At 73.6% G+C, this 24,754-nt stretch carries 25 protein-coding genes; 12 read left to right on the top strand and 13 right to left on the bottom strand.

From position 1 onward, the window contains the following. Positions 1-82: 82 nt before the first annotated feature. Complete coding sequence (locus R2737_07330; protein ID MEZ5116064.1) at positions 83-1,717, bottom strand: histidine kinase; 1,635 nt, start codon at positions 1,715-1,717, stop codon at positions 83-85. Continuing rightward, entirely contained in the window at positions 1,714-2,391 is a 678-nt protein-coding gene (locus R2737_07325; GenBank protein ID MEZ5116063.1) for a response regulator transcription factor, read from the bottom strand. Before R2737_07325 ends, R2737_07330 begins: the two co-directional genes overlap by 4 nt. 79 nt (positions 2,392-2,470) lie before the next feature. On the opposite strand from R2737_07325, the gene R2737_07320 reads away from it, so the two are divergent. Then, complete coding sequence (locus R2737_07320) at positions 2,471-3,256, top strand: potassium channel family protein (GenBank protein MEZ5116062.1); 786 nt, start codon at positions 2,471-2,473, stop codon at positions 3,254-3,256. Positions 3,257-3,274: 18 nt separating this feature from the next. Further along, positions 3,275-4,303 carry an alpha/beta hydrolase-fold protein gene (locus tag R2737_07315; protein MEZ5116061.1) on the top strand — a complete coding sequence of 343 codons (1,029 nt, stop codon included), beginning with the start codon at positions 3,275-3,277 and terminating at the stop codon, positions 4,301-4,303. 13 nt (positions 4,304-4,316) lie between these two features. Here R2737_07315 and R2737_07310 read toward each other — a convergent pair whose 3' ends face one another. Further along, a complete protein-coding gene (locus R2737_07310) occupies positions 4,317-4,700 on the bottom strand; it encodes a nuclear transport factor 2 family protein (GenBank protein MEZ5116060.1) in 384 nt (127 codons plus the stop codon). Here R2737_07310 and R2737_07305 point away from each other — a divergent pair. Both R2737_07305 and R2737_07300 read left to right on the top strand, forming a co-directional pair. Continuing rightward, complete coding sequence (locus R2737_07305) at positions 4,699-5,964, top strand: cysteine desulfurase-like protein (protein ID MEZ5116059.1); 1,266 nt, start codon at positions 4,699-4,701, stop codon at positions 5,962-5,964. The two genes, R2737_07310 and R2737_07305, sit on opposite strands and share 2 nt — an antisense overlap. Beyond that, entirely contained in the window at positions 5,957-7,423 is a 1,467-nt protein-coding gene (locus tag R2737_07300; protein ID MEZ5116058.1) for an aminotransferase class V-fold PLP-dependent enzyme, read from the top strand. The genes R2737_07305 and R2737_07300 overlap by 8 nt, the downstream gene beginning before the upstream one ends. A 124-nt stretch (positions 7,424-7,547) precedes the next feature. Here the strand turns inward: R2737_07300 and R2737_07295 are convergent, their stop codons facing one another. The 4 genes from R2737_07295 to R2737_07280 are packed head-to-tail and all read right to left on the bottom strand — an operon-like array spanning position 7,548 to position 11,569. Beyond that, positions 7,548-8,774: an arginine deiminase gene (locus R2737_07295; protein MEZ5116057.1), complete on the bottom strand. Its 1,227-nt coding sequence runs from the start codon at positions 8,772-8,774 to the stop codon at positions 7,548-7,550. 34 nt (positions 8,775-8,808) lie between these two features. Next, positions 8,809-9,621 (bottom strand): SDR family oxidoreductase, encoded by an 813-nt coding sequence (locus tag R2737_07290; GenBank protein ID MEZ5116056.1) that lies wholly within the window; start codon positions 9,619-9,621, stop codon positions 8,809-8,811. Beyond that, the gene (locus R2737_07285; GenBank protein MEZ5116055.1) at positions 9,618-10,094 is read right to left on the bottom strand and encodes a YbaK/EbsC family protein; all 477 of its coding nucleotides are present in this window, start codon (positions 10,092-10,094) and stop codon (positions 9,618-9,620) included. Before R2737_07285 ends, R2737_07290 begins: the two co-directional genes overlap by 4 nt. Continuing rightward, a complete protein-coding gene (locus tag R2737_07280; GenBank protein MEZ5116054.1) occupies positions 10,091-11,569 on the bottom strand; it encodes a pyridoxal-dependent decarboxylase in 1,479 nt (492 codons plus the stop codon). The genes R2737_07285 and R2737_07280 overlap by 4 nt, the downstream gene beginning before the upstream one ends. A 53-nt stretch (positions 11,570-11,622) precedes the next feature. On the opposite strand from R2737_07280, the gene R2737_07275 reads away from it, so the two are divergent. Together R2737_07275 and R2737_07270 are read left to right on the top strand one after the other, a co-directional pair. Beyond that, positions 11,623-12,078, top strand: a complete 456-nt coding sequence (locus R2737_07275) for a CBS domain-containing protein (protein MEZ5116053.1) — start codon at positions 11,623-11,625, stop codon at positions 12,076-12,078. Then, entirely contained in the window at positions 12,075-13,364 is a 1,290-nt protein-coding gene (locus R2737_07270; GenBank protein ID MEZ5116052.1) for an ArsB/NhaD family transporter, read from the top strand. The genes R2737_07275 and R2737_07270 overlap by 4 nt, the downstream gene beginning before the upstream one ends. A 7-nt stretch (positions 13,365-13,371) precedes the next feature. Here R2737_07270 and R2737_07265 read toward each other — a convergent pair whose 3' ends face one another. The 5 genes from R2737_07265 to R2737_07245 are packed head-to-tail and all read right to left on the bottom strand — an operon-like array spanning position 13,372 to position 16,750. Beyond that, positions 13,372-13,605 carry a ferredoxin gene (locus tag R2737_07265; protein ID MEZ5116051.1) on the bottom strand — a complete coding sequence of 78 codons (234 nt, stop codon included), beginning with the start codon at positions 13,603-13,605 and terminating at the stop codon, positions 13,372-13,374. Then, a complete protein-coding gene (locus R2737_07260; protein MEZ5116050.1) occupies positions 13,602-14,942 on the bottom strand; it encodes an NADH-ubiquinone oxidoreductase-F iron-sulfur binding region domain-containing protein in 1,341 nt (446 codons plus the stop codon). Before R2737_07260 ends, R2737_07265 begins: the two co-directional genes overlap by 4 nt. Further along, the gene (locus R2737_07255; GenBank protein MEZ5116049.1) at positions 14,939-15,466 is read right to left on the bottom strand and encodes a ferric reductase-like transmembrane domain-containing protein; all 528 of its coding nucleotides are present in this window, start codon (positions 15,464-15,466) and stop codon (positions 14,939-14,941) included. Before R2737_07255 ends, R2737_07260 begins: the two co-directional genes overlap by 4 nt. Further along, positions 15,463-16,428, bottom strand: coding sequence for an FAD:protein FMN transferase (locus tag R2737_07250; GenBank protein MEZ5116048.1), 966 nt, complete (start codon positions 16,426-16,428; stop codon positions 15,463-15,465). Before R2737_07250 ends, R2737_07255 begins: the two co-directional genes overlap by 4 nt. Position 16,429: 1 nt before the next feature. Then, complete coding sequence (locus R2737_07245; GenBank protein ID MEZ5116047.1) at positions 16,430-16,750, bottom strand: hypothetical protein; 321 nt, start codon at positions 16,748-16,750, stop codon at positions 16,430-16,432. 221 nt (positions 16,751-16,971) lie between these two features. On the opposite strand from R2737_07245, the gene R2737_07240 reads away from it, so the two are divergent. Beyond that, on the top strand, positions 16,972-17,685 hold the full coding sequence (locus tag R2737_07240; protein MEZ5116046.1) for a response regulator transcription factor: 714 nt from the start codon (positions 16,972-16,974) through the stop codon (positions 17,683-17,685). Then, positions 17,682-19,154, top strand: a complete 1,473-nt coding sequence (locus R2737_07235; protein ID MEZ5116045.1) for a HAMP domain-containing sensor histidine kinase — start codon at positions 17,682-17,684, stop codon at positions 19,152-19,154. The genes R2737_07240 and R2737_07235 overlap by 4 nt, the downstream gene beginning before the upstream one ends. 56 nt (positions 19,155-19,210) lie before the next feature. Here the strand turns inward: R2737_07235 and R2737_07230 are convergent, their stop codons facing one another. Then, complete coding sequence (locus tag R2737_07230; GenBank protein MEZ5116044.1) at positions 19,211-19,609, bottom strand: SHOCT domain-containing protein; 399 nt, start codon at positions 19,607-19,609, stop codon at positions 19,211-19,213. 80 nt (positions 19,610-19,689) lie between these two features. On the opposite strand from R2737_07230, the gene xylB reads away from it, so the two are divergent. From xylB to R2737_07210, 4 genes are all read left to right on the top strand, one after another. Further along, entirely contained in the window at positions 19,690-21,081 is a 1,392-nt protein-coding gene (xylB, locus tag R2737_07225; protein ID MEZ5116043.1) for a xylulokinase, read from the top strand. 233 nt (positions 21,082-21,314) lie between these two features. Next, the gene (locus R2737_07220; protein MEZ5116042.1) at positions 21,315-22,475 is read left to right on the top strand and encodes a substrate-binding domain-containing protein; all 1,161 of its coding nucleotides are present in this window, start codon (positions 21,315-21,317) and stop codon (positions 22,473-22,475) included. A 102-nt stretch (positions 22,476-22,577) separates the two neighbouring features. Beyond that, positions 22,578-23,384, top strand: a complete 807-nt coding sequence (locus R2737_07215; protein MEZ5116041.1) for an ATP-binding cassette domain-containing protein — start codon at positions 22,578-22,580, stop codon at positions 23,382-23,384. Further along, on the top strand, positions 23,381-24,640 hold the full coding sequence (locus R2737_07210) for an ABC transporter permease (protein MEZ5116040.1): 1,260 nt from the start codon (positions 23,381-23,383) through the stop codon (positions 24,638-24,640). Before R2737_07215 ends, R2737_07210 begins: the two co-directional genes overlap by 4 nt. The last annotated feature ends 114 nt before the right edge of the window (positions 24,641-24,754 follow it).

Below are 24,754 nucleotides of genomic sequence, written 5' to 3'. Positions count from 1 at the left end.
GCGCCGGGCACGTCGGCCACGAGGCCCGTGCGGAGCGTGCTCTTCCGCCGAGGACCTCCTCGGCCGAATGACGTACGTGCCGTCAGGCGGGCACGGAGACGCTCACCCGGGTCCCGGACCCCGGTTGCGAGGACACCGTGAACGTCCCCCCGACCGACTCGGTCCGCTCCCGCATCGTCGTCAGGCCCAGATGCCCCGGCCGGGGCAGGTCCGGGTCGAAGCCCGCACCGTCATCGGCCACGGTCAGGGTCACCGATCCCGCCGCGTGCTCCAGGTGCACGTCGATGCGCGCGGGGTTCGCGTGCTTCACGGCGTTGTGCAGGGCCTCCAGTGCGATCCGGTAGAGGTGCTCCTCCGCCTCGAGCGGGAGCGGCAGCCGCTCGGCAGGGGCGTCCACCTCGATCTCGACCTGCTCGCGGGACGCCAGTGCAGCGGCCTGGCGGGCCAGCGCCGCCGCCAGTCCCTCCTCCGCGAGCGCGTCGGGGCGCAGCTCGAAGATCAGGGCACGCATCTCGGCGAGGGCCTGCCGGGTCAGCTGGAGCAGCCGACCCACCTCGTCACGGGCCGGGTCCGCCTGCGCCCCGAGGGGCTCGAGACGGCGCTGGGTGGCACGCGCGTGCAGGGTCATGGAGAACAGCGCCTGGCTGACCGAGTCGTGCAGCTCACGGGCCAGACGCTGGCGCTCCGCCAGCCCGGCCGACTCGGCCTGCTCCGCGAACAGCGCGGCGTTCTGGACCGCGATGGCGGCGTGGTCGGCCATCGCTCGCAGGTGGTCGGAGTCCTCCGCGCCGAACCGGATGCCGCCCGGCAGGTGCACCTGGAGCTCCCCGAACCGGGTGCCGGCGGAGACCAGGGGGACGAGCACGAGGTCGTCCCAGTCCGGCCCCGGTCGGCTCCAGTACGCACGTACGTCGGCCCAGCCCGGGTCCCTGAGCGCCGTGAGCCGGGCGTTCCGGCGGAAGTCGACCGCGGTCGCGCCCTCGTCGGGCCCGTACCAGGGGCCGGTCTCGCGCGCGGCCAGGGCGGCGGCGTAGCCCGGTCCGAACGCGGGGTCCGCGACGACGGTGGCGGTCGTCCTCGGCGAGCCCGGCGGCTCGGGCGACGCCACCACCGAGCAGGCCGTCGCGTCGGTCGTCCGCAGCACCTCGTCGCGGATGGTGGCCAGGGTCGCGCCCAGCGGCTGGTCCACGGTCATCGCAGCCGCGACCGTGATGAACGCCCGGATCCGGGCCGTGAGCCGTTCGGTCGACAGCACCCGGTCGGTCGCGTCGGTGACGACGTCGAGCACACCGACCAGTTCGCCATCCCGGTACAGCGGCGCGAACACGACGTCCCAGTAGGTCGTGACCCCGGGGATGGTGATCCGCTGCGCGGCCTGCCGTACGACGTTGCCGGCCCGGACCGCGCCGAAGAGCTGGTCCAGGGCCTCGTCGTTGCCCGGGATCATGTCGTACAGGGACCGGCCCGGCGCGGTGTAGTCCGGTCCGGCGCCGAAGTACAGCTCGTAGAAGCCGGTCCAGGTGCGGTTGCAGCGCTGCAGCCGGCCGTCGAGGCCGAACACCGCCAGGCCGAACGGGACCTGGTCGAAGAACAGGTCCACCATCTGCGCATCCAGGCTCACCGAGGTGGGCGGTAGCGGCTCGATCAGCGGCTCCGTCGGCATCGACGTGCTGCGCAGCGGGGAGTGCCGCTCCTCGTGCGGCGGGGTGGTCGTCACCCGCTCGCCTCCGATCCGTCCACCAGGCCCTCGCGCACGGCCCACAGCGCCAGCTGGGTCCGGCTGGACAGGCCCAGCTTCGCCAGGATGTGGGAGACGTGGGTGCGCGCGGTGCGCTCGGTCACCCCCAGCTCGCGTCCGATCTCCCGGTTCGTCCGCCCGGTCGCCACCAGGGTGGCCACGTCCCGCTCGCGCGCGGTCAGCGCGGGTCCCGGGTCGCGCGGCGCGCGCAGCGACGACGCGAGCACCGCCGCGGCCGCGGGGTCGATGCTCACCCGTCCTGCGACCGCGGCGCGGATGGCGTCCACCACGTCGTCGGCGTCGGCGTCCTTGAGCAGGTACCCGCTCGCCCCGGCCTCCAACGCCGCCCGGATCCGTGCCTCCTCCACGAACGACGTCACCGCGACGACCGCGACGTCCGGCCAGGACTCCCGGATCCGCCTCGTCGTCTCCACCCCGTCCAGGTCCGGCATCTGCAGGTCCATGAGGACGACCTGGGGGGCCCGACCGGACCGGGCCAGGGCTTCCACCCGCGCCAGCGCCTCACGCCCGTTCGCGGCCTCGCCGACCACCTCGATGCCGGGCTCGGTGCCCAGATAGGAGGCCAGCCCGCGGCGGACCACGGCGTGGTCGTCGACAAGGAGCACGCTCACGGCAGCGTCGGAAGCGGTCATCCGCCCGGCCTCCTCACCTCGGGACGACTGCGGCCCATTGTCGTCCCGGACGGCCGTGGGCTGTGGCCAGACTGTGCGCATGAAGCACCAGGACCCGTACGTCCCGTCGCCCCGCGAGCAGCACTGGAGCGAGGTGATGCGCCTCCCGCTCGACGTGCTGGCCTGGGTGTTCCTGGCCGACTTCGTGCTCATCTGGAGCCTGCCGGATGCGCCGCCACCCGTCCCGCAGCTCCTGGACGGCGTCTCCTGGCTGGTGTGGGCGGTGTTCGCCGTCGACTACGTGGTCCGGCTGACGCTGGCGACGTCGAAGCGGTCCTTCGTGAAGCACCACAAGCTGGACCTGCTCATGGTCCTGATCCCGATGCTGCGGCTGCTCCGGCTCGTGGTCCTCGTCCGGCGCAGCCTGTCCGGGGTGACCACGGAGAAGATCGCCGGCTCCATCTTCAGCATCGTCGTGGTCGTGGTCATGGTCGGCGCGTGGCTGGTGTGGATGGTCGAGCGCAACGCCCCCGGCGCCACCATCACCACCTTCCGCGAGGCGGTCTGGTGGGCGGCGGTCACCACGACCACGGTGGGCTATGGCGACTACACGCCCGTCACCGCGCTCGGCCGGGTCATCGCGGTGGTGGTCATGGTCGTCGGCATCGGCCTGATCGGGACGGTGAGCGCCACCGTCGCCGCGTGGTTCGTCACCCGCAGGGGCGCGGGCAAGGACGGCAAGGTCGACGACGTCGACGGGGACGCCGGGGCTGCTGCCGCCGGCGACAACCGGGACGAGCTGGTGAGGCGGCTGGACTCACTCGCCGCCGAGCAGGCCGAGATCCGGCGGCTGCTGGAACGGCTGCAGCCCCCGGCGCGGGCCTGAGCGGTGTTGACTGACGCCATGCTGCCCTGGGACGTGGAGCTCGCCGGACGCCTGGACAAGCTCACGATCGAGTCGGACCTGTTGCGGGACAACGTCCTCGGTGATCCGCACGTCCGGCCGTTGTGGGTCTACCTGCCGCCGGGCTACGACGACGACCCGTCGCTGCGCTACCCGACCGTGTACGTCATCCAGGGCTACACCGGCCACGTCGGGATGTGGGCCAACCGTCAGCCCTACCGCCAGCCGTTCCCCGAGACCGCCGACGCCGCGTTCGCGTCCGGCGAGGCGCCCCCGTGCATCGTCGTGTACGTGGACGCGTGGACGGCGTACGGCGGCTCCCAGTTCGTCGACTCGCCCGGCACCGGCAACTACCACTCGTACCTGTGCGACGAGGTCGTCCCGTTCGTGGACGCGCGCTACCGGACCATCGCCGACCGCGAGTCCCGCGCCATCGCCGGCAAGTCGTCCGGCGGGTTCGGCGCCATGATCACTCCGATGCTGCGGCCGGACCTGTTCTCCGCGCTGGCCACCCACGCCGGCGACTCGCTGTACGAGCTGTCGTACCTCCCGGAGTTCGGCAAGGCGGTCCGCGACCTGCGGACCTACGACGGGGAGATCGGCGCCTGGTGGGACGACTTCCGTTCCCGCACGTCGTTCACCAGGACCGAGGACCACGTCCTGCTGATGATGCTCGGCTGCTCGGCCTGCTTCTCCGCCGCCGAGGACGGGACACCGGTCCTCCCGTTCGACCCGGTGACCGGGGTACTGCGCGCCGAGGAGTGGCAGCGTTGGCTGGACTGGGACCCGGTCCGCATGGTCGACCGCCACGCCGACGACGTGCGGACCTGGCGCGCGGTCTGGATCGACGCCGGCACCCGCGACGAGTGGTTCCTCGACCTGGGCGCGCAGGCGTTCCGGCAGGAGCTGGACCGGGTCGGCCTGCCGGACGACCGGATCCACTTCGAGCTGTTCGACGCCACGCACATGGGCATCGACTACCGCTACCCGATGTCGCTGGCCTGGCTGGCGGAGCGACTGGCTCGGTAGTCAGATGCCCCGGTCAGGCGTCGCCCTTGGGCAGGTGCCCGACCCGCGGGCCCATCGCCACGCCGATCGCGACCAGGCCGGACAGCGGCCGGATCATGACCGTGAACTCCGACACCAGACCGTCGGCGTCGAAGCGCAGGTGGTCCAGGCCCTCCAGCGACTTTCCGCCGACCGTCGCCCGGAAGACGAGAGCGTGCGTCCCGTCGCCCTCCAGCTCGTCCACGTAGTGGAAGTCCTCGAACACCTCGAGCAGGTTGCTGAACAGCTCGGCCGCCGACTCCCGGCCGACGAACGGGTGGAACGCGACGGGGGAGAAGAACCGGACGTCCGGCGCCATCAGCGCGGTCATCGCGGCGCGGTCGCGGGCCTCGACGGCGGTGCGGAACGGGTGGGTCATGCGGCCATCCAACCCCACCGGACGTCCGGCAGGATGCCGGCATGACCGACGAGGTGGGCGGCTACGACGTCGCCCGGGTGCGCACCTGGTTCCCCGCCGTGCTCGAGGGCGGTGCGGCCCACTTCGACGGACCCGGAGGGTCGCAGGTGCCGCAGCAGGTGGCCGACGCGGTCGCCGCGACGCTCGTCCGTCCCATGGCCAACCGCGGGGTGGTGACCACCGCCGAGCGCAATGCCGAGGCCGCGGTGATCGCCGGCCGCGAGGCGATGGCCGACCTTCTCGGTGCCAGCCCGGACGGCATCGTCTTCGGCCGCTCGATGACCCAGAACACCTACGACCTGGCCCGTGCCCTGCCAAGGACTGGGGACCCGGGGACGAGGTCGTCGTCACCCGGCTCGACCACGACGCCAACATCCGGCCCTGGGTCCAGGCTGCCGAGGCCGTCGGCGCGACCGTGCGGTGGGCCGCGTTCGACCGGCAGAGCGCGGAGCTGCCCACCTGGGCGATCACCGACCTGCTGCACGAGCGCACCCGGCTGGTCGCGGTGACCGGCGCGTCGAACCTCCTGGGCACCAGGCCCGACGTGCCCGCCATCGCCGCAGCGGCGCACTCCGTCGGCGCGCTGGTCCACCTCGACGCCGTCCACCTGACGCCGCACGCGCCGATCGACCTGCCGTCCCTCGGGGTCGACTTCGTCGCGTGCTCGCCGTACAAGTTCTTCGGCCCCCACCACGGCGTGCTCGCGGCCGCGCCAGCGGTGCTCGAGGCGATCCGGCCGGACAAGCTGCTGCCGTCGACCGACCGGGTGCCGGAGCGGTTCGAGCTCGGCACCCTGCCGTACGAGCTGCTCGCGGGCACCGCCGCCGCGGTCGACGTGATCGCGGACCTGGTGCCGGGCAAGGGATCCCGTCGCGAGCGCATCCTTGCGTCGATGGCCGCGGCGGAGGCGTACGAGGACACCCTGTGGCACCGGATGGTCGACGGCCTGGACACGATCCCCGGGGTGGTCAGGTACGGCCGGCCCGAGCGGCACACCCCCACCGTGCTGTTCTCGGTCACCGGCGTGGACTCCCGGGCGGTGTACGAGCACCTGGCCACCCGAGGGGTGAACGCGCCGGCGGGCAGCTTCTACGCGCTGGAGGCCAGCCGGTGGCTGGGCCTGGGCGACGACGGGGCCGTGCGCGCGGGGCTCACGCCCTACACCGACGACTCCGACGTCGACCGTCTGCTGGAGGCGGTGGCCGAGGCGGCCGCGCGTGCCTGACCCGCTGCGGGACGACGCGCCGCTGCTCGCGGCCTACCTGGACCGGCTCGACGCGGGTGACGCCCCGTTCACCATCCCGGGGCACAAGCGGCGCGCGTCCCGGTTGGACGCGGGGTTGGGCCGGTGCGTGGACGTGGACGTGCCGATGTACGGCGGGCTCGGCACGATCAAGTCCGCCGCGGCAGTGGTGGCAGACGCCGAGCGACGGGCCGCTGCGCTGTGGGGCGCCGACCACGCCCGGTTCACCACCGGCGGCTCGACCCACGCCAACCAGGCCGTGTGCCTGGCACTCGGCCGCCCGGGGCAGCGGGTCGTGCTCACCCGCGCCGCGCACCGCTCCACGCTCACCGGCCTGGTCCTGGCGGGGCTGGAGCCGGTCTGGGTCAACCCGGGGATCGACCCGGCCACCGGCATCCCCACCGGGCTGGACCCGGGCGACGTCGCCCGGGCGCTGCGCGAGTACGACGACGTGTGCGCGGTCGTAACCGTGGACCCCGGCTACCTCGGGGCGCTGGCCGACCTGCCCGCGCTCGCGACCGTCGCGCACGAGGCGGGGGTGCCGCTGGTGGTGGACCAGGCCTGGGCCGCTCACCTGGGGTTCCACCCCGACCTGCCGCCGCACGCGCTGCAGGCCGACGCCGACGTGCTGGTGACCAGCGTGCACAAGGTGCTGCCCGGCTACAGCGCCGCGGCCGTGGTGCTGGCCCGTACCGACCGGATCGACGCGGACCGCCTGGACCGCGGCGTGGACGCCGGGCTGACCACGTCACCGCCAGGCGCGCCGCTGGCCTCGATCGACGGGGTGCGCGCGCTGCTGGCGGACCGCGGCGCGACACTGCTCGCCGGCGTGCTCCCCCTGGTCGCCCGGGCCCGGGAGTCGCTGCGAGCCGTGCCCGGCGTCGTGGTGCCCGGTCCGGAGGACCTGCAGGCGGGGCGGTTCGACCCGATGAAGCTGGTGGTCCTGACGGCCGGCTGCGGGGCCGACGGGGTGGCCGTCGAGCGCGACCTGCTCGACCGCGGCGTGCCGGTGGAGATGGCCGACCGGGACACGATCGTCCCCATCGTGACCGTGGCGGACGACGAGGCGTCCGTGACCCGACTGGTCGACTCGCTGGTCGACTCGCTGACCCGCCGGTCCGGTCCGCCGCGGCCGGTCGCGGCGCAGCTCGCCTGGACCGTGCGTCCCCACCCGGTGGTGCCGCTGCGGGAGGCGTTCTTCGCCGACCGGGTCGCGGTGCCGGCGGGGGACGCGGTCGGACGGGTCAGCGCGGAGCTGGTCGCCCCGTACCCCCCGGGCGTGCCCGTCCTCGCGCCCGGGGAACTGGTCACCGCCGAGGTCGTGGCCGGTCTTCGGGACCTGGTCGCGCACGGCACTCGGGTCGCGTACGCCGCCGACCCGACCGTCGCGACCCTGCGGGTCCTGCGCTCCGAGCCCCCGCGCTCCGAGGTCCCGGCCTGATCACACGCATCCCGGTCCCGCCACGCGTCACGCTCGCCCCACGCCTCACCCCCGGTGCCACGTACGACCAGCGCCGCACGTGTGCGCGCTGGTCGTACGTGCCAGCAGCGGGGGTGGGTTGGGGTCAGGCGGGGTCGCGCTCGATCGGGCAGGACAGGCAGTGCGGGCCGCCGCGGCCGCGACCGAGCTCGCTGGCGTTGATGCTGTGCACCTCGATGCCGTTGTGCCGCAGGTAGGTGTTGGTGGTGACGTTGCGCTCGTTGGCGAAGATCACCCCGGGGGACACCGCGAGGAAGTTGTTGCCGTCGTCCCACTGCTCGCGGGCGGCGCTGAGCTCGTCGATCGGGGCCTTCAGCGGCGTCACCCTCTCCACGCCCAGCGCGTCGGCGACCACCGGCCACAGGTCGGTGTTCTCGTCCAGCCGGTACGCACCGCCGGCGTCCTTCTTGGTCAGCGTGTACGAGCGCAGGTCGGTCGGCAGGTACGGGTAGACGGAGAACCGGTCCCGGTCGACCATCGTCATGGCCGTGTCGAGGTGCATGAACGCACGCTCCTTGGGCAGCTCGACCACGATCACCCGGTCGACCTCCTGCAGCGGGCTGCTGAAGAACGCGCGGGCCAGGACCGCGACGCCCTGCGGGCTGGTGCGCTCGCCCATGCCGACCATCACGGTTCCGTTGCCGATCGGGGCGATGTCGCCGCCCTCGACGGTGGCCTGCTCGTGGTCGACGTCGTCGTTGCCGTAGTAGAAGTGCAGGTCCTCGCCGGCGAACATCGGGTGGAAGTTCCACACCACCCGCGAGTTCACGCTCTCCCGCTTGCGGGCCGTCTTCGCCATCGGGTGCACGGACAGCCCGCCGTACGCCCACGCGCTGTTGTCACGCTGGAAGACGGTGTTCGGCAGCGGGGTGAGGACGAAGTCGTTGTCCTCCAGCACACTCCACAGCAGGCTCGACCCGGTCGGAAGGTCCAGGTCCTTCTTCAGGATCCCCCCGACCAGGAACTCCGCCAGGCGGGCACTGTCCATGCCCTCGGTCAGGTCGCGGATCGGACCGACGAGCTCGGGCCCCACGGTGTCGTCACTGGCGATGCGCTCGAGCACGAAGTCACGAGCCCCCGGCTGGTCCAGCGCCTGCGCGAGCAGCTCGTGGAACAGGTGCACCACGACGCCGCGGTCGCGCAGCTTCCAGACGAAGGCGTTGTGCTCCTCCCGCGCCCGCTCGGCCCACATGATGTCGTCGAAGAGCAGCGCCTCCGCGTTCATCGGAGTGAGCCGCTGCAGCTCCAACCCGGGACGGTGCAGGACCACCTGACGCAGCTGACCGACCTCGGACCGCACACCGAACGACATGGCGCCTCCCGTCGTCGCAGGGACACCGGCCACACTACGCGCGGTGAGGGCCCGCCTTCCGGGCCGAACGGTCCATGACCGCCTGCAGGACCTCCCAGGCCGGCCCCGCCGCCCGCAGCACCGCCGCGGTCTGCGCGTCGCAGGTGATCCAGAAGCGCTCCCGCTGGACCCCGCGTGCGATCGCCACGGCGACCTGCTCCGCCGGGATGGGTGCGATGGTGCCGCTGATCGCCGCCGTCTCCGGCGGCTTCCACTGCGCTTCCTCGGCCAGCATCGGGGTGTCGACGTCCGGTGGGCACACCACGCCGACGTGCACGCCGTACGGGGCCACCTCCCCGCGCAACGCCTCCAGCAGCCCGCGGACCGCGAACTTGGACGCCCCGTACGCCGTGTAGCCGTAGACGCCGATCAGTCCGGCCGCTGAGGAGACGCCGACGACGCTGCCCCGGCGGCGCTCGACCATTCCCGGCACCACCGCGCGGACCGGCCACACGGTGCCGAAGTAGTTGACCGCCATCAGCCGCTCGAGGTGCTCGTCGGCCAGTTCGAGGAAGCGCCCCGGCCGCGACATCCCCGCGGACGTCACGAGCACGTCGCACGGCCCCTGCCGGTCCTCCAGGTCGCGGACCGCCGCGGTGATCGCCTCACGGTCGGACACGTCCGCCGAGGCCGTCGCCACCGGAATCCCGTTGCGCCGCAGCAGGTCCTCGGCCTCCTGCAAGGGCTCCGGCCGGCGGGCGACCAGCGACACCCGGGCACCGCGCCGGCCCAGCTCGAGCGCCGTCGCCAGCCCGATGCCGCTGGACCCGCCCGTCACCAGCGCGTGCGCGCCGGCGATCGCGGTCACGAGTCCGCCCCCTCCGGCTCGGTGAGGTCGGCGACCACGGCCCCCAGCGCGTCGAGCGCCGCGTCCGCGTCCACCCCGAGAGCGACGCCGTGCGCGCCACCGCCCAGCGTCACCCGCTCGCCGCGCATCCGCTCGTCGGCGTACACCGGCCACCCGCCCAGCGCGCCGAACGGGGTGATCGTCCCGCGCGGGTAGCCGGTCGCCGCCAGCGCCTCGTCGGCTGGCGGCAGCGAGAGGCGCGAGACGCCCAGCAGGGCCCGCAGCTTGGGCCACGACAGCGACCGGTCCCCGGGTACCAGCACCAGCACGTAGTCGCCCTCGCCCCTGCGCACCACGAGCGTCTTCACCACGGCGGCCGGCGCCACCCCGCGGGCCTCGGCGGCCTCCCGCAGCGAGCCGACCGGGCCGTGGCGGATCACGTCGTACGCGATGCCCGAGTCCGACACCGCCGCCAGGGCGCGCTCCTCGCTCACCGCGCGGCCTCCGCTGCGACGCGATCCCCGGCGAGCTCGTCGCCGAGCCGGGCCACGGTCGCGACGAAGTCGTCGACCATGTCGTCGGTGGTGCGGGTGTTGATGAAGCACGGCCGGATCGCATAGGCCCCGTTGACCACCGTGGCGCTGGGGACGTAGGGGGTCTCGCGGACCAGGCGTCGCAGCAGGGCCTGGTTGAGGTCGTCCAGCCGAGCGCCGTCGGTCGCCGGGTCGATCCCGTCCGGCCGGTAGCGCAGGCACGCGATCGACAGCTCCGGCTCGGTCAGCGACTCCAGCCGCGGGTGCCGGCGGGCCAGGTCGGCCACCCGAGCCGCCCGGTCGTTGTCGGTGCGGATCCGCTCGGTGACGCCCCGAACCCCCTGCTCCCGCAGCACCGCCCAGACCTGGATGCCCCGCGGCGGCGACGACAGCTCGACGCCGAAGTCGGCGTACGGGATGCCCATCGAGTCCATCGACACCTCGGCGTCCTCCGGCGCCAGGAAGGACCCCTCCAGGTACTCCGCGGGCTCCTGGGTGAACGCGCGGTACAGCAGCGCCCGGTCGCGCACGAACGTCGCCGCCACGCCCACCTGCGTGGCGAGCCACTTGTGCGGGTCGACGATCACCGAGTCGGCCAGGTCGAGCCCGTCGAACCGGTCCCTGATGCGGTCGTCGAGGATCCCCGGCAGGCCGTACGCCCCGTCCACGTGGAACCACACCCCGTGCTCGCGCGCCAGCTCACCGATCGCGCGCAGCGGGTCGATCGCGCCGGTGTTCGTGGTGCCGGCTGTCCCGACGAGGGCCACCGGGAGCCTGCCGTCGCGCAGGTCCTGCTCGAGCATCCGCGCCATCGCCGCCGGGTCCGCCCGTTGCGCCCGGTCCGTCGGGACCGCGCGGACGCAGGACCGGCCCAGTCCGAGCACCCCAGCCGAACGCTGCACGGTGTGGTGGACCTCGGTCGACGCGTACAGCGCGGGACGGACGCCGCCGAGACCGTCGGCCGCCGGGTCGATGCCGGCCCGCTCGAAGGCGTGCTGGCGGGCCGCGCCCAGTGCGACCAGGTTCGCGACCGAGCCCCCGCTGGAGTAGACGCCCTTCATGTGTTCGCCCAGCCCGACCAGGGACGCGAGCATGTCCAGGCTGCGCTCCTCGATCCGGTTGAACGCGGTCAGCAGGTAGCGCTGCGGGCTGGGCACCGACGCGGCCGCGGCGGCGAGGACCGGCGCCGTGCTGGGCCCGGTGGTGATGAACCCCCAGAAGCCCGGGTCGCTGATCCGGGTTCCGTGGGGTACGACCACGTCCACGAGCTCGTCGACGAGGGCGTCGATTCCCACGCCCTCGTCGGGCACGGGCAGGTCCGCCAGCGATTCCCATGCGGCGCGGCCGCGCACCGCGTCCTCGCGCGGCTCGGTCAGGAAGGCGTCGATCCCTCGCCCCACACGCCCCATCAGGTCCTCGAACCGTGCGTTCTCCACCGTCGTGAGGGTAGACGCCCCCGGCCCGGCTCGGGTCCGGCAGACTGCCCGGCGTGCGCGCACGTGACCTTGCCGAGTCCGCCGCAGTCCTGCGCCCGCAGGACTCCGCCGCCGACGCCCTGGCCCGCTTCGCGTTCAGCGCCCAGCCGGGGATCCTGGTCGACGTCGGGCACGGTGGCTACATCGCGGTCCCCGGCTCGCAGCTGCTGCGGCTGCTGCTGCCGGCGTACGTGCTCGACGACCCGTCCCTCGGACGCGTCTGGGACGAGGCGCACGCCGACCGGCTGGCCCAGGACCTGCCCGGGCGCACCGTGCAGGACCTGCTGACCCAGATGCAGGACGAGCGCGACGACGACCGGCCCCCGGCCGTGGTCGACGGCGACGCCACCCTGGTCGAGGTCGCGGCGGTGATGGCGACCGCGCACGCACCGCTGGTGGCGGTCGTCGACGACGGTCGCCTGCTCGGAGCCGTCACCGTCAACCGGCTGGTCTCGCGGCTGCTCGCATGACCGTCGTCGCGTGGATCGCGGTCGCTGTCTTCGTCGGCGCCTACATCCTCATCGCCACCGAGCGCGTCCACCGCGTCGCGGCCGCCCTGGGCGGGGCCGCCATCGTGCTGGGGCTGGGGATCGTCGGGTCGGAGGAGGCGTTCTACTCCCACGAGACCGGCATCGACTGGGACGTCATCTTCCTGCTGCTCGGGATGATGCTGGTCGTCGGCGTCGTGAAGCGCACGGGCCTGTTCGAGTACATGGCGATCCGGGCCGCCAAGACCGCGCGGGGCAAGCCCTTCCGCGTCATGGTGCTGCTGATCCTGGTCACCGCCGTGGCCTCCGCCATCCTGGACAACGTCACCACCGTGCTGCTCGTCGCGCCGGTGACGCTGCTCGTGTGCGACCGGCTGGCGCTGAACCCGGTGCCGTTCCTCATCGCCGAGGCGCTCGCCTCCAACATCGGCGGTGCCGCGACCCTCGTCGGCGACCCGCCGAACATCATCATCGCCAGCCGGGCGGACCTGGCGTTCAACGACTTCCTGATCCACATGCTGCCGATCGTCGCGGTCATCCTCGCGGCGTTCATCCTGATGTCGCGGTTCCTGTTCCGGAAGGCCCTGGTGGGCGACCCGAGCCGGGCCGAGGACCTGATGGCGCTGGACGAGAGGGAGGCCATCAAGGACCGCACGCTGCTGATCCGCAGCCTGGTGGTGCTGGCGGCGATCCTGGTCGGCTTCGTCCTGCAGCGGCAGACCGGCGTCTCGCCCGCGGTGGTGGCCCTGGTCGGCGCGGGTGTCCTTGTCCTGCTCTCCCCGGCCCGCCCGGTGGACCTGCTCGCCGACGTGGAGTGGGAGACGCTGGTCTTCTTCATGGGCCTGTTCGTGCTCGTGGGCGCGCTGGTGCACGTGGGCGCGCTGGAGAAGCTGTCCGAGCAGATCGCCAGCCTCACCGGTGCGCAGCTGGTGCCCACCCTGATGGTGATCCTGATCGCGTCCGCGGTGCTGTCGGCCATCGTGGACAACATCCCCTACGTCACCGCGATGTCGCCGGTGGTGGCGTCGCTGATCGCGACGAACCCCGAGCTGGGGCAGGACGGTGCGCTGTGGTGGGCGCTCGCACTCGGCGCCGACCTCGGCGGCAACGCGACCGCGGTCGGCGCGAGCGCGAACGTCGTCATCGTGGGGATCGCGCTGCGCTACGGGCACAAGATCACGTTCGCCGGGTGGCTGAAGTACGGCGTTCCCACGGCCGTGATGTCGATCGCGCTGTGCGTGCCCTACATCCTGCTGCGGTACGCGTAGCCGGCCGTCACCGTCCGGGGGAGAGCCGCAGCGCGAGCACCGGGCAGGCCGCCACGGCGCGGCGGGCGTGGGCCATCAGGTGTGCCGGGACCCGCCGGTCGGTCAGGACCGGGTAGCCCCACTCGTCCAGATGGATCAGCTCCGGCAGCAGCTCGGCACACGTCCCGTGCCCCTGGCAGCCGATCGGGTCCAGCGCGAGCTCGGCCGTCTGCGTGCCCGGCGTGCGGTTGAGCAGGCTCATCGGAACTCCCTCCCCGCGGCGGGGACGGGGACCGGCCGCCCCGCGGGGACGGGGAGCCAGCCGTGCCGGTGCCCGGCGGAGCAGGTACCGCGGGTGTGGCGCACGACGTCGGCCTCGAAGACGCGCAGCGCGCTGCCGACCAGGCGTGCCGTCCCGTCCGGGTGGCGGCAGGCCCCGCGACCCGTCACCAGCCCGAGCCGGCCGCGGAGCCGCTGCAGGTCACGCACGTCGGAGCGACCGCGGGCCGCCAGACCGGCGAGGTCCTCGGCGACCGAGGGCAGCCCGAACCGGCACGGCCCGCACTGCCCGGCGCTCTCGCCCGCCATCCAGGTGGCGACGCGCGCGGTCTCGGCCAGCCCGCAGGCGGTGTCCGGCAGGACGAGCAGGACGCCGGCACCGATGACCCCGCCCACCGCCGCCAGCCCCTCCGGCGACCACGGCGCGTCCGCGGCGGCCGGTCCCACCCAGGCCCCGCCGTATCCCCCGGTCAGCAGCGCCTGCGGGGACCCGGTGGGACCGCCGCAGCGCTGGAGCACCTCGGTGATCGGGGTGCCCACCGCGACCTCGACGACGCCCGGCGCACCGACGGCACCACCCACGGTGACCAGGGCCGTCCCCGGCGCCTCCGCGGTGCCGAGGCTGCGGAACCAGTCCGCGCCGTGGCGGGCCAGCAGCGCCAGGTGGGCCAGCGTCTCCACGTTCTGCACCAGGGTCGGACGCCCGGACACCCCGCGCTCGAACGGCCTCGGACCGGAGGTGGGGAGCGCGACCCCCCGGCCGACATACTGCGACAGCGCCGACTCCTCGCTGGCGACGTAGCGCTCCGGCGGGGTGACCAGGGTGATCTCGACCCGGTCGCGGGCCCGCGACCGGCGCTCGGCCAGCGCGTGCTCGACCGCGGGGAGCACCGGGCTGCCGCGGTGGACGGCCAGGTACACCTCGCGGCTGCCGACCGCCTCGGCGGCCAGCTCCAGTCCGTCGAGCACCAGGTGCGGTGATCGCGACAACAGGACGGCGTCCTTGCCGGAGGCGGGCTCGCCCTCCATGCCGTTGCCGACGACCACCGGACGCCGGCGGGCCTGTCCCGACGCGTCGGCGACGGCGCGCAGCTTCCGGGCGGTCGGGAACCAGCCACCCCCGCGGCCGCGCAGCCCCGCCGCGTCGACGGTCGAGACCAGCGGGCCGACGGACCCGCGACGGGCCGTGCCCCGGTGCGGGAGGGGGCCGTGCAGCGCCAGGTGCTCGTCGAGCCCGAGGGCCCGGCCGGTCCCGTCGTCGCCGGCGAGGAGCCGGGCTGCGGTCGCCGTCGGGGGCGCGATGGTCGTGGCGGCGGTCATGCGTACGTCTCCGTGCGGGTCAGGCCGAAGCGCACCGCGGCGGTGCCGGCGACGGCGAGCAGGCAGGCGAGGGACAGGGCGAGGTCCAGGCCGGTGTCGGTGCCGGCGCCGAGGCCGTGCAGCACGGCCAGTCCGAACGCCCCGTAGGCCGTCCAGTGCAGGCCGCGCCATGCCCGGACAGGAAGCCGGGACCGGATCAGGCTGGTGGCGACCAGCGCGATCACCAGGTCGACCGCCACCGCTCCGAGCCCCAGCCACAGCGTCTTGTACGGCGACGCGAAGGGGACGACCGCGTCCAGCCAGCCGACCGGGGCGTAGCCGTCCACGACCGTCGTCGCGATGTGCGTCCCGAGGAAGAGGACCGTGAGCAGGGACAGGTTCCGGTGCAGCCCGGACGTCACCAGGCGAGGCCAGTGCCGGTGGACCCAGCCCCCCGCGGTGAGGATGCCGAGCACCGTGACGGCGGTCAGCAGTACCAGCGTCATCAGGCCGGTGGACCGCGTGGCGAACCACAGCGCGTTCACGCGGCGACCTCGCCCGGGGCGGGGTCGGCCGGCCATCCGGCGACGGTGGTGACCTGGCCGTCGGTGGCCACGAGGCGGGCCGGCAGGCCGCGCTCGCGCAGCCAGTCGGCCGGGTCCGCGGACATGACCAGGGCCGCGGTGGAGCCGGTGTTGGCGTCGACGCAGCTCGACGCGGCCACCGACACCGTGCGGAACCGGGGCCGGACTGGGCGCCAGGTGAGCGGGTCCACGATGTGGGCCGCGGCGGAGCCGTCCGCGCCGGTGCGCTCCCGGACGGTGATGCTCGACGTGGCCAGGGCACCGTCGACGAGCGTGACGGTGGTGCCCGGCACGTCGAGGTCGTCCGGCCGGGTCCGGTGGTCGTCGGTGACGCGGACCCGCCAGCCGCCGTCGGGGGCGGGACCGGCCACCGCGAGGTCGCCGGCGAGGGAGACCAGGAGCCCGGACCCGAAGCAGTCGGCGACATCCATCGCCCGGGCCAGGCACAGGTCGGCCGCCCACGCCTTGGCCGTGGCCCCGAGGTCCAGCCGGAGGCCGGGTGGCAGCCGGACCGAGCCGACCACGGGGTCCACCTCGACGTCGGCCCACCCCAGCGGACGGCCGTCCGCCGCCACCGGGCGAGGTCCCCGCCGGGGAGGCGCACCCGGCTGCGTGACGGCCCCGACCGTCGGGTCGACCAGGCCCCCGGTCACCCGGGCCGCACGCAGGGCCACCTCCAGGGCGGTCAGGAGGATCGGGCCCACGACTACGGGTCGCCCCAGTGCCCGGTTGACGCGGTTCAGGTCGGAGTCGTCCCGGTACGCGCTGCAGCCGAGCTCGACCTCGGCGAGCGTGGCCCGCACCGAGGCGAGCACAGCGGGGAGGGCGCGGGGCTCGGTGCTGAGGACGGTGGCCGTCCCGCCCCAGAGCGGGAACGTCGCGCTGCTGACGTCGTGGCTCGCGGACATCTCAGGACCGGACATCTCAGGACCCTCCCGACGTGACCGACCCGCCGGCCGGGGCGGGGGCCGCCGGGGCCGGGGCCGCCGGGGCCGGGGCGGCGGGGGCCTGCTTCGGCGCCGCCAGGGCGTCGTCGTCGGACCTGGCGCCCGCGGTGGGCCCGGACCCGGTGGTGACCGGCGCCGTCCCGGCCGGTGTGGTGCCGGTCGTCGCGGCCTGCGCCTGCCCGGCGAGCAGGTAGCCGAGCGCCGCCGCGCTGAGGACGCCGACGGTCGCGACTGCGGCGGTCAGGCGCTCGACCCGCAGCAGGGCGGCGTCGCGGTGGGCGGGGGTCCAGCGGGACACGGTGACTCCTCGTCGTCGGCGGTGTCGGTGACGTGCGATGACGCGGAGGACTGTCGCCCCTGTTCCTGTCCCGGTGCTGTGCCGAACCTGTGCGGCGGCTGTGGGCGGTGTCCGGCTGCCCCGCTGGTCGGCGGCGGGACCGCCGGCGGGCGCCGGGGACGACGACCGCGGCACAGCAGGCTCACAGGAAACGCACAGGTGGGCGGGCTAGCGTCAGCCTCATGGACGAGCCGACCCGCGCGCTCGTCGTCGACGACGAGCGGTACCTGGCCGACCTCGTGGCGATGGCGCTGCGCTACGAGGGGTGGGACGTGCGCACCGCGGGCACGGGGGCCGACGCGGTCGATGCCATCGCCGAGCAGCGTCCCGACGTGATCGTGCTCGACGTGATGCTGCCCGACACCGACGGCTTCACCCTGCTGCGCCGGCTGCGCGACGGCGGGGACCAGACCCCGGTCGTCTTCCTCACGGCGCGGGACGCCACCGAGGACCGGGTGTCGGGCCTGCGCATCGGTGCCGACGACTACGTGGTCAAGCCGTTCAGCCTGGAGGAGCTCGTGGCCCGGCTGCGTGCGGTGCTGCGGCGGGCCGCCCCGGCGCGGGTCGAGCCGGAGACCCTGCGGCTCGGCGACCTGGTCGTGGACGAGGACGGCCACGACGTCCACTACCGCGGCGCGCGGATCTCCTTGACCCCCACGGAGTTCGAGCTCCTGCGCTTCCTCGTGCGCAACAGCGGCGTGGTCATGTCCAAGACCCAGATCATGGACCGGGTCTGGGAGTACGACTTCCGCGGCAACCCGAACGTCGTCGAGCTGTACGTGGGCTACCTGCGTCGCAAGCTCGAGGAGCACGGGCCCCGCCTCATCCACACCGTGCGCGGGGTCGGGTACGTGGTGCGCGAGCCCGACCCGTCCGATCCGGCCGGGACCACGTGAGCGGGACGCCGCCCGCGGCCCGGCGGCGTCGCTGGCCGCTCGCCTGGCGGCTGTCCCTCGCGGTCACGGCGCTGGCGGCGGTCGTCCTCGTGGTCGCGGGCGTGGTCGTCACCAGCGTGCTGCGGGGGTTCCTCGACCAGCGACTCGACGAGCAGGTCGTGTCACTGGCGGCCACCGCGGAGGGGGCCGCCCGGGAGCGCGACGAGTCACCGGGGCACGAGGGGTCTGCGCTGCCCGGGATCGCCACCCCGGGCGCCGTGGTGGCCCTGCTGTCGCCCGACGGGTCCGCGCAGGTGCTCGTCCTCGGCGAGGGTGCGCCGGAGGTGCCGGCGCCCGAGCTCACGGCGCTCGTCGCCGATGCCGCTCCCGGCGCGACGACGTCGGGGCTGCTCGCGGGGCAGCCGTACCGAGTCGCGCTGGCCCGCCCCGACCGGGACGACCCGGGAGTGACCCTGGTCGCGGCGCTGCCGGAGTCGCCGCTGGAGGACACCGTGGAGCGCCTCGTCGCGGTGCAGGCGGTCGTCGGGGGGCTGGCCCTCCTGGTGATCGCCGGGGCCGGGCTCCTCATCATCCGGACCGGACTCGCGCCGCTGGGCCGGATCGCGGCCGAGGCGCGGGGGATCGCGGCGACCGACCTGGTCGGCCCGGGTGCCGTGGAGTCGGTGGGCTCGCTGGCCCTCCCCGACGAGCACGGCTCGGCCGAGGTGTCCGACCTGTCGGACGCGCTCGGCGCGATGGTGACCCACCTCGACGACTCGCTGGCGGCCCGCATGGCGGCGGAGCAACGGCTGCGCCGGTTCGTCGCCGACGCCTCACACGAGCTGCGGACGCCGCTGGCGTCGATCCGCGGCTACGCCGAGCTGACGCGACGCGGCATGGCGTCGGACCCCGTGGCCGCGGAGCTGGCGACGGCGCGGATCGAGGAGGAGGCCATCCGGATGGGGGGCCTGGTCGACGACCTGCTGCTGCTGGCCCGGCTGGACCAGGGGCGCCCGCTGCGCAGCGAGACCGTGGACCTCGTCCGGCTCGTGCGCCAGGCGGCCGACGACCTCCACGCCGCCGAACCGGACCGGCAGGTCGTGGTAACGGTGCCGGAGTCCGCGGCGCTGGTGCAGGGGGACCCGGACCGGCTCCGGCAGGTCCTGGCCAACCTGCTCACGAACGTCCGCGTCCATACGCCGGTCACGGCGGCGGTCGAGGTCGGCGTGACCGTGTCGTCCCGGACCTGCTCGGTCCGGGTCCGTGACCACGGGCCGGGAATGGGGCCCGCGGCCGCCGAGCACGCCTTCGAGCGGTTCTACCGCGTGGACGAGGGCCGCTCGCGTGACCGGGGGGGCTCCGGCCTGGGGCTGTCCATCGTCCGGTCCGTGGTCGAGGCGCAGGGCGGGACGGTGACCCTGCGGTCCTGGACCGACCCGCAGGACCACGGGACCGAGGTGGTCGTCACGCTGCCCGCCGCCCAGGCATAGGACGGGCCCCGCACCGTCACCGGTGCGGGGCCCGATCCGGACCTGCTGGCGTCAGCTCAGCTGAGCGCCTTGGCCTTGATCTGGTCGAACTCGGCCTGGGTGATCGCGCCGGAGTCGAGCAGGGACTTGGCCTGGGTGATCTGGTCGGTGGCCGACCCGCCCTGGGGGCCCCCGGTCTGCGCGACGATCTGCCGCGCCACGGCGACCGTGGCCTCCTGGTCGCGCTGGGCCGCGGCCTGGGCCCGCTTCGCCATGCTGGGCCCGCGGAAGATCACGTAGGCCAGCATCGACAGGAACGGGATGACGAACAGAGCCAGGATCCACAGGGCCTTCCACCAGCCGCTGAGCTCGTGGTCACGGAACAGGTCCGTGAGGATGAAGAACAGCGCCATGAGGTACATGGCGAAGAAGAAGATGTAGATCGCATACAGCAGGAAGTCGCCGAAGCTGTTCACGCACACTCCATTCACATGCGCCAGCCGATCCGGCGCTGCTGCGGGGGATAGTAGCCCGAGCGCTCACTAGGGTTCCGGCCATGACTGCGCGCCTCGTCGCCGGGATCGACTCGTCCACCCAGTCGGTGAAGGTCGTGGTGCGCGACGCCGACACCGGAGCGCTGGTGCGCGAGGGTCGCGCACCGCACCCGGACGGCACCGAGTGCGACCCCGCGGACTGGTGGTCGGCGCTGCAGCGGGCCACCGCGGATGCTCTCCTCGACGGCGTCGCCGCCCTGGCCGTGGCGGGGCAGCAGCACGGGATGGTCGTCCTGGACGAGGCGGGGCAGGTGGTCCGGCCGGCGCTGCTGTGGAACGACACCCGGTCGGCCCAGGACGGCACGGACCTGGTCGCCGAGCTCGGCGGCCCCGCCGCGTGGGCGGATGCGGTGGGCAGCGTGCCGCTGGCGTCGTTCACCGTGACCAAGCTGCGCTGGCTGGCCCGCAACGAGCCGGAGCACGCGGCCCGCGCCGCGCAGGTCCTGCTGCCCCACGACTGGCTGACCTGGCGGCTGGCCGGGACCCCGGACACCCCCGTGACCGACCGCGGTGACGCCTCGGGCACCGGCTACTGGTCCCCTGCCTCGGGCGGCTACCGGCACGACCTGCTCCAGCTGGCGTTCGGGCGCGACCTCGCGGTGCCCGCGGTGGCGGAGCCGGCCGCCGTGATCGGGGAGACGGCCGCCGGAGCGCTGATCGCGCCGGGCACCGGCGACAACATGGGCGCCGCCCTCGCCCTCGACCTCGGTCCGGGGGACGTGGTCGTGTCGCTGGGGACGTCCGGGACGGCGTTCGCGGTGAGCGAGGTGCCGGCGGCGGACCCCACGGGCCTGGTCGCCGGGTTCGCCGACGCCACCGGCCGTTTCCTGCCGCTGGCCTGCACCCTGAACGCCGCCCGCGTGCTGGCCGCCACCGCGGACCTGCTCGGGGTCGACCTGCACCGGTTGTCGGACCTGGCGCTGCAGGCGCCCCCCGGGGCGTCCGGCCTCGTCCTGCTGCCCTACCTCGACGGCGAGCGCACGCCCAACCTGCCCGCTGCGACGGGCGCGTTGTCGGGCATCACCCGGGGCAACCTCACCGCGGCGGACGTCGCCCGCGCCGCGGTCGAGGGGATGCTGTGCGGCCTGGCCGACGCCGTCGATGCCCTGGTCGCCGTGGGGGTCAGCCCGCGCCGCGTGCTGCTGGTCGGCGGGGCCTCCGCGTCGCCCGCCGTCCAGCAGGTCGCCGCCACCCTGTTCGGCGTGCCCGTGCACGTGCCGCCGCCGGGGGAGTACGTCGCCGACGGCGCCGCGCGCCAGGCCGCCTGGGCGCTGTCCGGGGGCGCCGAGCCGCCGCACTGGCCCGCTGCCGGTACCCGGGTGCTGGACCCGGACGACCGACCCGACGTGCGGCACGCCTACGCCGAGGCGCGCCGGGCGGCGCACGGGGTCTGACGGCGCGCCCGGAGCCGTATCGGGGATGCCGCCGTCGTGAACGGGGTGTTGACCCCAGGTTTCGGCGGCGTGACCGAATTGTTATCGGCGCCGACAAAATCGTTCTCTCCAGACGGTTGATACCTCGCGGACGACCCCAATATGTTCGGGCCGCCAACAATCACCGCTGGGGGCCCGTCGGGCCATCCCTCGGGACCGGACGCAGGTTCTCCTGCGCGGAAAGGACAGCACGCATGCGTAAGCGCACCCTCGGAGTGGTGGCCGGCCTCGCCGCCTCGTCACTCCTCGTCGCCGCGTGTAGCAGCAGCAGCGACAGCGGTTCCAGCGCCAGCGCCAGCGCGAGCGAGAGCGCCAGCGCCAGCGAGAGCGCCAGCGAGGAGTCGTCGGCCCCTGCAGCAGAGGGCAAGGTCGGCGTGATCCTCCCCGACGCCGCGTCCTCCGCTCGCTGGGAGACGGCCGACCGGCCGTTCCTCGAGCAGGCCTTCCAGGCCGCCGGCGTGGAGTACGACATCCAGAACGCCAACGGCGACAAGGCCAAGTTCGCCACGATCGCCGACCAGATGCTGGCCAGCGGCGTGTCGGTCCTCATGATCGTGAACCTGGACAGCGACTCCGGTGCCACGGTCATCCAGAAGGCCGCCGACCAGGGCGTGCCCACCATCGACTACGACCGCCTGACCCTGGGCGGCGGCGCCTCGTACTACGTGTCGTTCGACAACGTGGCCGTCGGCTCCACGATGGGCGAGGGCCTGGTGGCCTGCATGCAGGCCAACGGCAACGACTCCGGCCCGGTGGCCCTGCTCAACGGCTCGCCGACCGACAACAACGCCACGCTGTTCAAGCAGGGCTACGAGCAGGTCATCACCGACGCGGGCTACACCATCGCGGCGGACCAGAGCGTGCCCGACTGGGACAACACCAAGGCCGGCACGATCTTCGAGCAGATGTACACCAAGGCCAACGGCGACTTCGTCGGCGTCAACTCCGCCAACGACGGCCTCGGCGGCGCGGTCATCACGGTCCTGGAGAAGAACGGCCAGGCCGGCAAGATCCCGGTCACCGGTCAGGACGCGACCGACGAGGGCCTGCAGCGCGTGCTGCTCGGCACCCAGTGCGTCACCGTCTACAAGGCGGTCAAGAAGGAGGCCGACGCGGCCGCCCAGCTGGCCATCGACCTGATCAACGGCGACACCGCTGCCGCGGACGCGATGGCGAGCGCGACGGTGGAGGACACCACGACCGGCGAGCAGGTCCCCTCGGTCCTGCTGGAGCCCCAGGGCATCGGCCCGGAGCAGGTCAAGGACGTCATCGCCGACGGGTTCACCACCTACGACCGCGTCTGCACGACCGACGCGATCAAGAAGAAGTGCGAGGAGTACGGCGTCACTCCGTGATGTGACGGTGGGGGCGGGTACTCGAGTACCCGCCCCCACCCGCATCCGCCCCGGATCGTTCCCGGTTCCTCCCCTCCGTCCACGACGTTCCTGAGGAGACGCATGTCCGCAACGGAGACCCCGCTGCTCGAGCTGCGCGGGATCAACAAGAGCTTCGGCGCAGTCCACGTGCTGCAGAACGTCGACCTCTCCGCATACGCCGGCAAGGTCACGGCGCTGGTGGGGGACAACGGCGCCGGGAAGAGCACCCTGATCAAGGGGGTGGCCGGGATCTACCCGTTCGACAGCGGGGAGGTGTGGTTCGAGGGCAAGAAGGTGCACGTCACCGGCCCCAAGCAGGCCAACGCCCTCGGCATCGAGGTCGTCTACCAGGACCTCGCCCTGTGCGACAACCTGGACGTGGTCCACAACATGTTCCTCGGCCGCGAGGAGAAGACCGGCATCACGCTGGACGAGATCGACATGGAGCAGCGCGCCACCGAGACGCTGTCCGGGCTGTCGGTCCGAACCCTGAAGTCCATCCGGCAGCAGGTCTCCAGCCTGTCCGGTGGGCAGCGGCAGACCGTCGCCATCGCCCGCGCCGTGCTGTGGAACTCCAAGCTGGTCATCCTTGACGAGCCGACCGCGGCCCTCGGCGTCGCCCAGACCGAGCAGGTACTCAACCTGGTCCGTCGGCTCGCCGACAACGGCCTCGCGGTCATCCTGATCTCGCACAACATGAACGACGTGTTCGCCGTCTCCGACAACATCGCCTGCCTGTACCTGGGCCAGATGGCCGCCCAGGTCGACGCGAAGAGCGTGGATCACGCGGAGGTCGTGCAACTGATCACCGCCGGCCGCACGGGGGATATCGGGATTCAGGCGGACGGCTCCATGGGCACCGGCTCGACGGAGGTGAAGGCGTCGTGAGCACCCCCACGCAGACCACGGATGTCGACCTGCCCGAGGCCGGCGACCGCGGCGGGGTCGGACAGGCCCTCAGCGACTACTGGACCCGGTTGCGCGGCGGCGACGTCGGCTCGCTCCCGGCCGTCCTCGGCCTCGTCGTCCTGGTCGCGTTCTTCACCTGGCGCCAGGGTGACGTCTTCTTCTCGGCCCTGAACTTCGCCAACCTGCTCAACCAGTCCGCCGGCGTCATGGTCATCGCCATGGGCCTGGTGTTCGTCCTGCTGCTGGGTGAGATCGACCTGTCTGCCGGGTTCACGGCGGGGACGGCGGCCGCGATCCTGGCGGTCACGCTGACCCAGCACTCGTGGCCCATGCCGCTCGCGCTGGCCGCCGCCCTGCTGACCGGTCTGGTGATCGGCCTGGCGATCGGCCTCCTGGTCGCCTTCCTCGGGATCCCGTCCTTCGTCGTGACCCTGGCCGGGTTCCTCGGGCTGCAGGGCGTGATGCTCCTCGTGATCGGCGAGGGCGGCACCATCCCGATCCGGGACGACTTCATCAAGGCGCTGAACGCGGGCAACATGCCGGTGTGGGCCGGGTGGGTGCTGTGGGCCCTCGTGGTCCTCGGCTACCTGTTCGCCGGCTACCGGCGGATCATGCGGCGCCGGTCCCGCGGCCTTCCGGCCGAGTCCAGCAGCGTCCTGCTGGCGAAGGCGGCGTCCCTGGCCGCGCTGTTCGGCATCGCCGTCTACGTCCTGAACCAGGAGCGGCAGCGTCCGTCGGCGCCCATCGTGATCCAGGGCGTCCCCTGGGTCGTCCTCGTCATCCTGGTCCTGCTGGTCGGGCTGACCTTCGTCCTCAACCGCACCGCCTACGGTCGGCACATCTACGCGGTCGGCGGCAACGCCGAGGCCGCCCGCCGGGCCGGCATCAGCGTTCCGTGGGTCCGGGTCACCTGCTTCATGATCGGCTCGACCATGGCGGCGGTGGCCGGCATCCTGATCGCCTCCCGCGACGGCTCGGTGTCCCCCACGACCGGTGGGGCGCAGACCCTGCTGTACGCGGTGGGTGCGGCCGTCATCGGCGGCGTCAGCCTCTTCGGCGGCAAGGGCAAGGTGCGCGACGCGGTCATCGGCGGTCTGGTCATCGGCGTGATCGCCAACGGCCTCCCGCTGATCACGCAGACCTCCGGCATCCAGTTCATCGTCACCGGCCTGGTCCTGCTGATCGCGGCCAGCGTCGACGCGATCTCGCGCCGAAGGTCGACACCCGCCCGATAGCGGGACGCGGCGCGTCCGTCGCGCCGCGCCACGAGCACCGGGCGTCCGGGGGGAGCCTCGAGCCCCCCGGACGCCCGGGACGATCGCCCATTCGGCCCGGAGTCCTGGAAGGAG

This window comes from Candidatus Nanopelagicales bacterium (assembly GCA_041393815.1).
Lineage (GTDB): Bacteria > Actinomycetota > Actinomycetes > S36-B12 > JAWKJK01 > JAWKJK01.
The sequence above is the reverse complement of the archived record's forward strand: the minus strand, read 5'-3'. Positions and strand labels throughout refer to the sequence as shown.

Coding starts and splice junctions, on each gene's coding strand:
- R2737_07325 (MEZ5116063.1), bottom strand. CDS start 2,391: ATGACCGCTTCCGACGCTGCCGTGAGCGTGCTCCTTGTCGACGACCAC.
- R2737_07320 (MEZ5116062.1), top strand. CDS start 2,471: ATGAAGCACCAGGACCCGTACGTCCCGTCGCCCCGCGAGCAGCACTGG.
- R2737_07315 (MEZ5116061.1), top strand. CDS start 3,275: ATGCTGCCCTGGGACGTGGAGCTCGCCGGACGCCTGGACAAGCTCACG.
- R2737_07305 (MEZ5116059.1), top strand. CDS start 4,699: ATGCGGCCATCCAACCCCACCGGACGTCCGGCAGGATGCCGGCATGAC.
- R2737_07310 (MEZ5116060.1), bottom strand. CDS start 4,700: ATGACCCACCCGTTCCGCACCGCCGTCGAGGCCCGCGACCGCGCCGCG.
- R2737_07295 (MEZ5116057.1), bottom strand. CDS start 8,774: ATGTCGTTCGGTGTGCGGTCCGAGGTCGGTCAGCTGCGTCAGGTGGTC.
- R2737_07270 (MEZ5116052.1), top strand. CDS start 12,075: ATGACCGTCGTCGCGTGGATCGCGGTCGCTGTCTTCGTCGGCGCCTAC.
- R2737_07265 (MEZ5116051.1), bottom strand. CDS start 13,605: ATGAGCCTGCTCAACCGCACGCCGGGCACGCAGACGGCCGAGCTCGCG.
- R2737_07260 (MEZ5116050.1), bottom strand. CDS start 14,942: ATGACCGCCGCCACGACCATCGCGCCCCCGACGGCGACCGCAGCCCGG.
- R2737_07250 (MEZ5116048.1), bottom strand. CDS start 16,428: ATGTCCGGTCCTGAGATGTCCGCGAGCCACGACGTCAGCAGCGCGACG.
- R2737_07240 (MEZ5116046.1), top strand. CDS start 16,972: ATGGACGAGCCGACCCGCGCGCTCGTCGTCGACGACGAGCGGTACCTG.
- xylB (MEZ5116043.1), top strand. CDS start 19,690: ATGACTGCGCGCCTCGTCGCCGGGATCGACTCGTCCACCCAGTCGGTG.
- R2737_07220 (MEZ5116042.1), top strand. CDS start 21,315: ATGCGTAAGCGCACCCTCGGAGTGGTGGCCGGCCTCGCCGCCTCGTCA.
- R2737_07215 (MEZ5116041.1), top strand. CDS start 22,578: ATGTCCGCAACGGAGACCCCGCTGCTCGAGCTGCGCGGGATCAACAAG.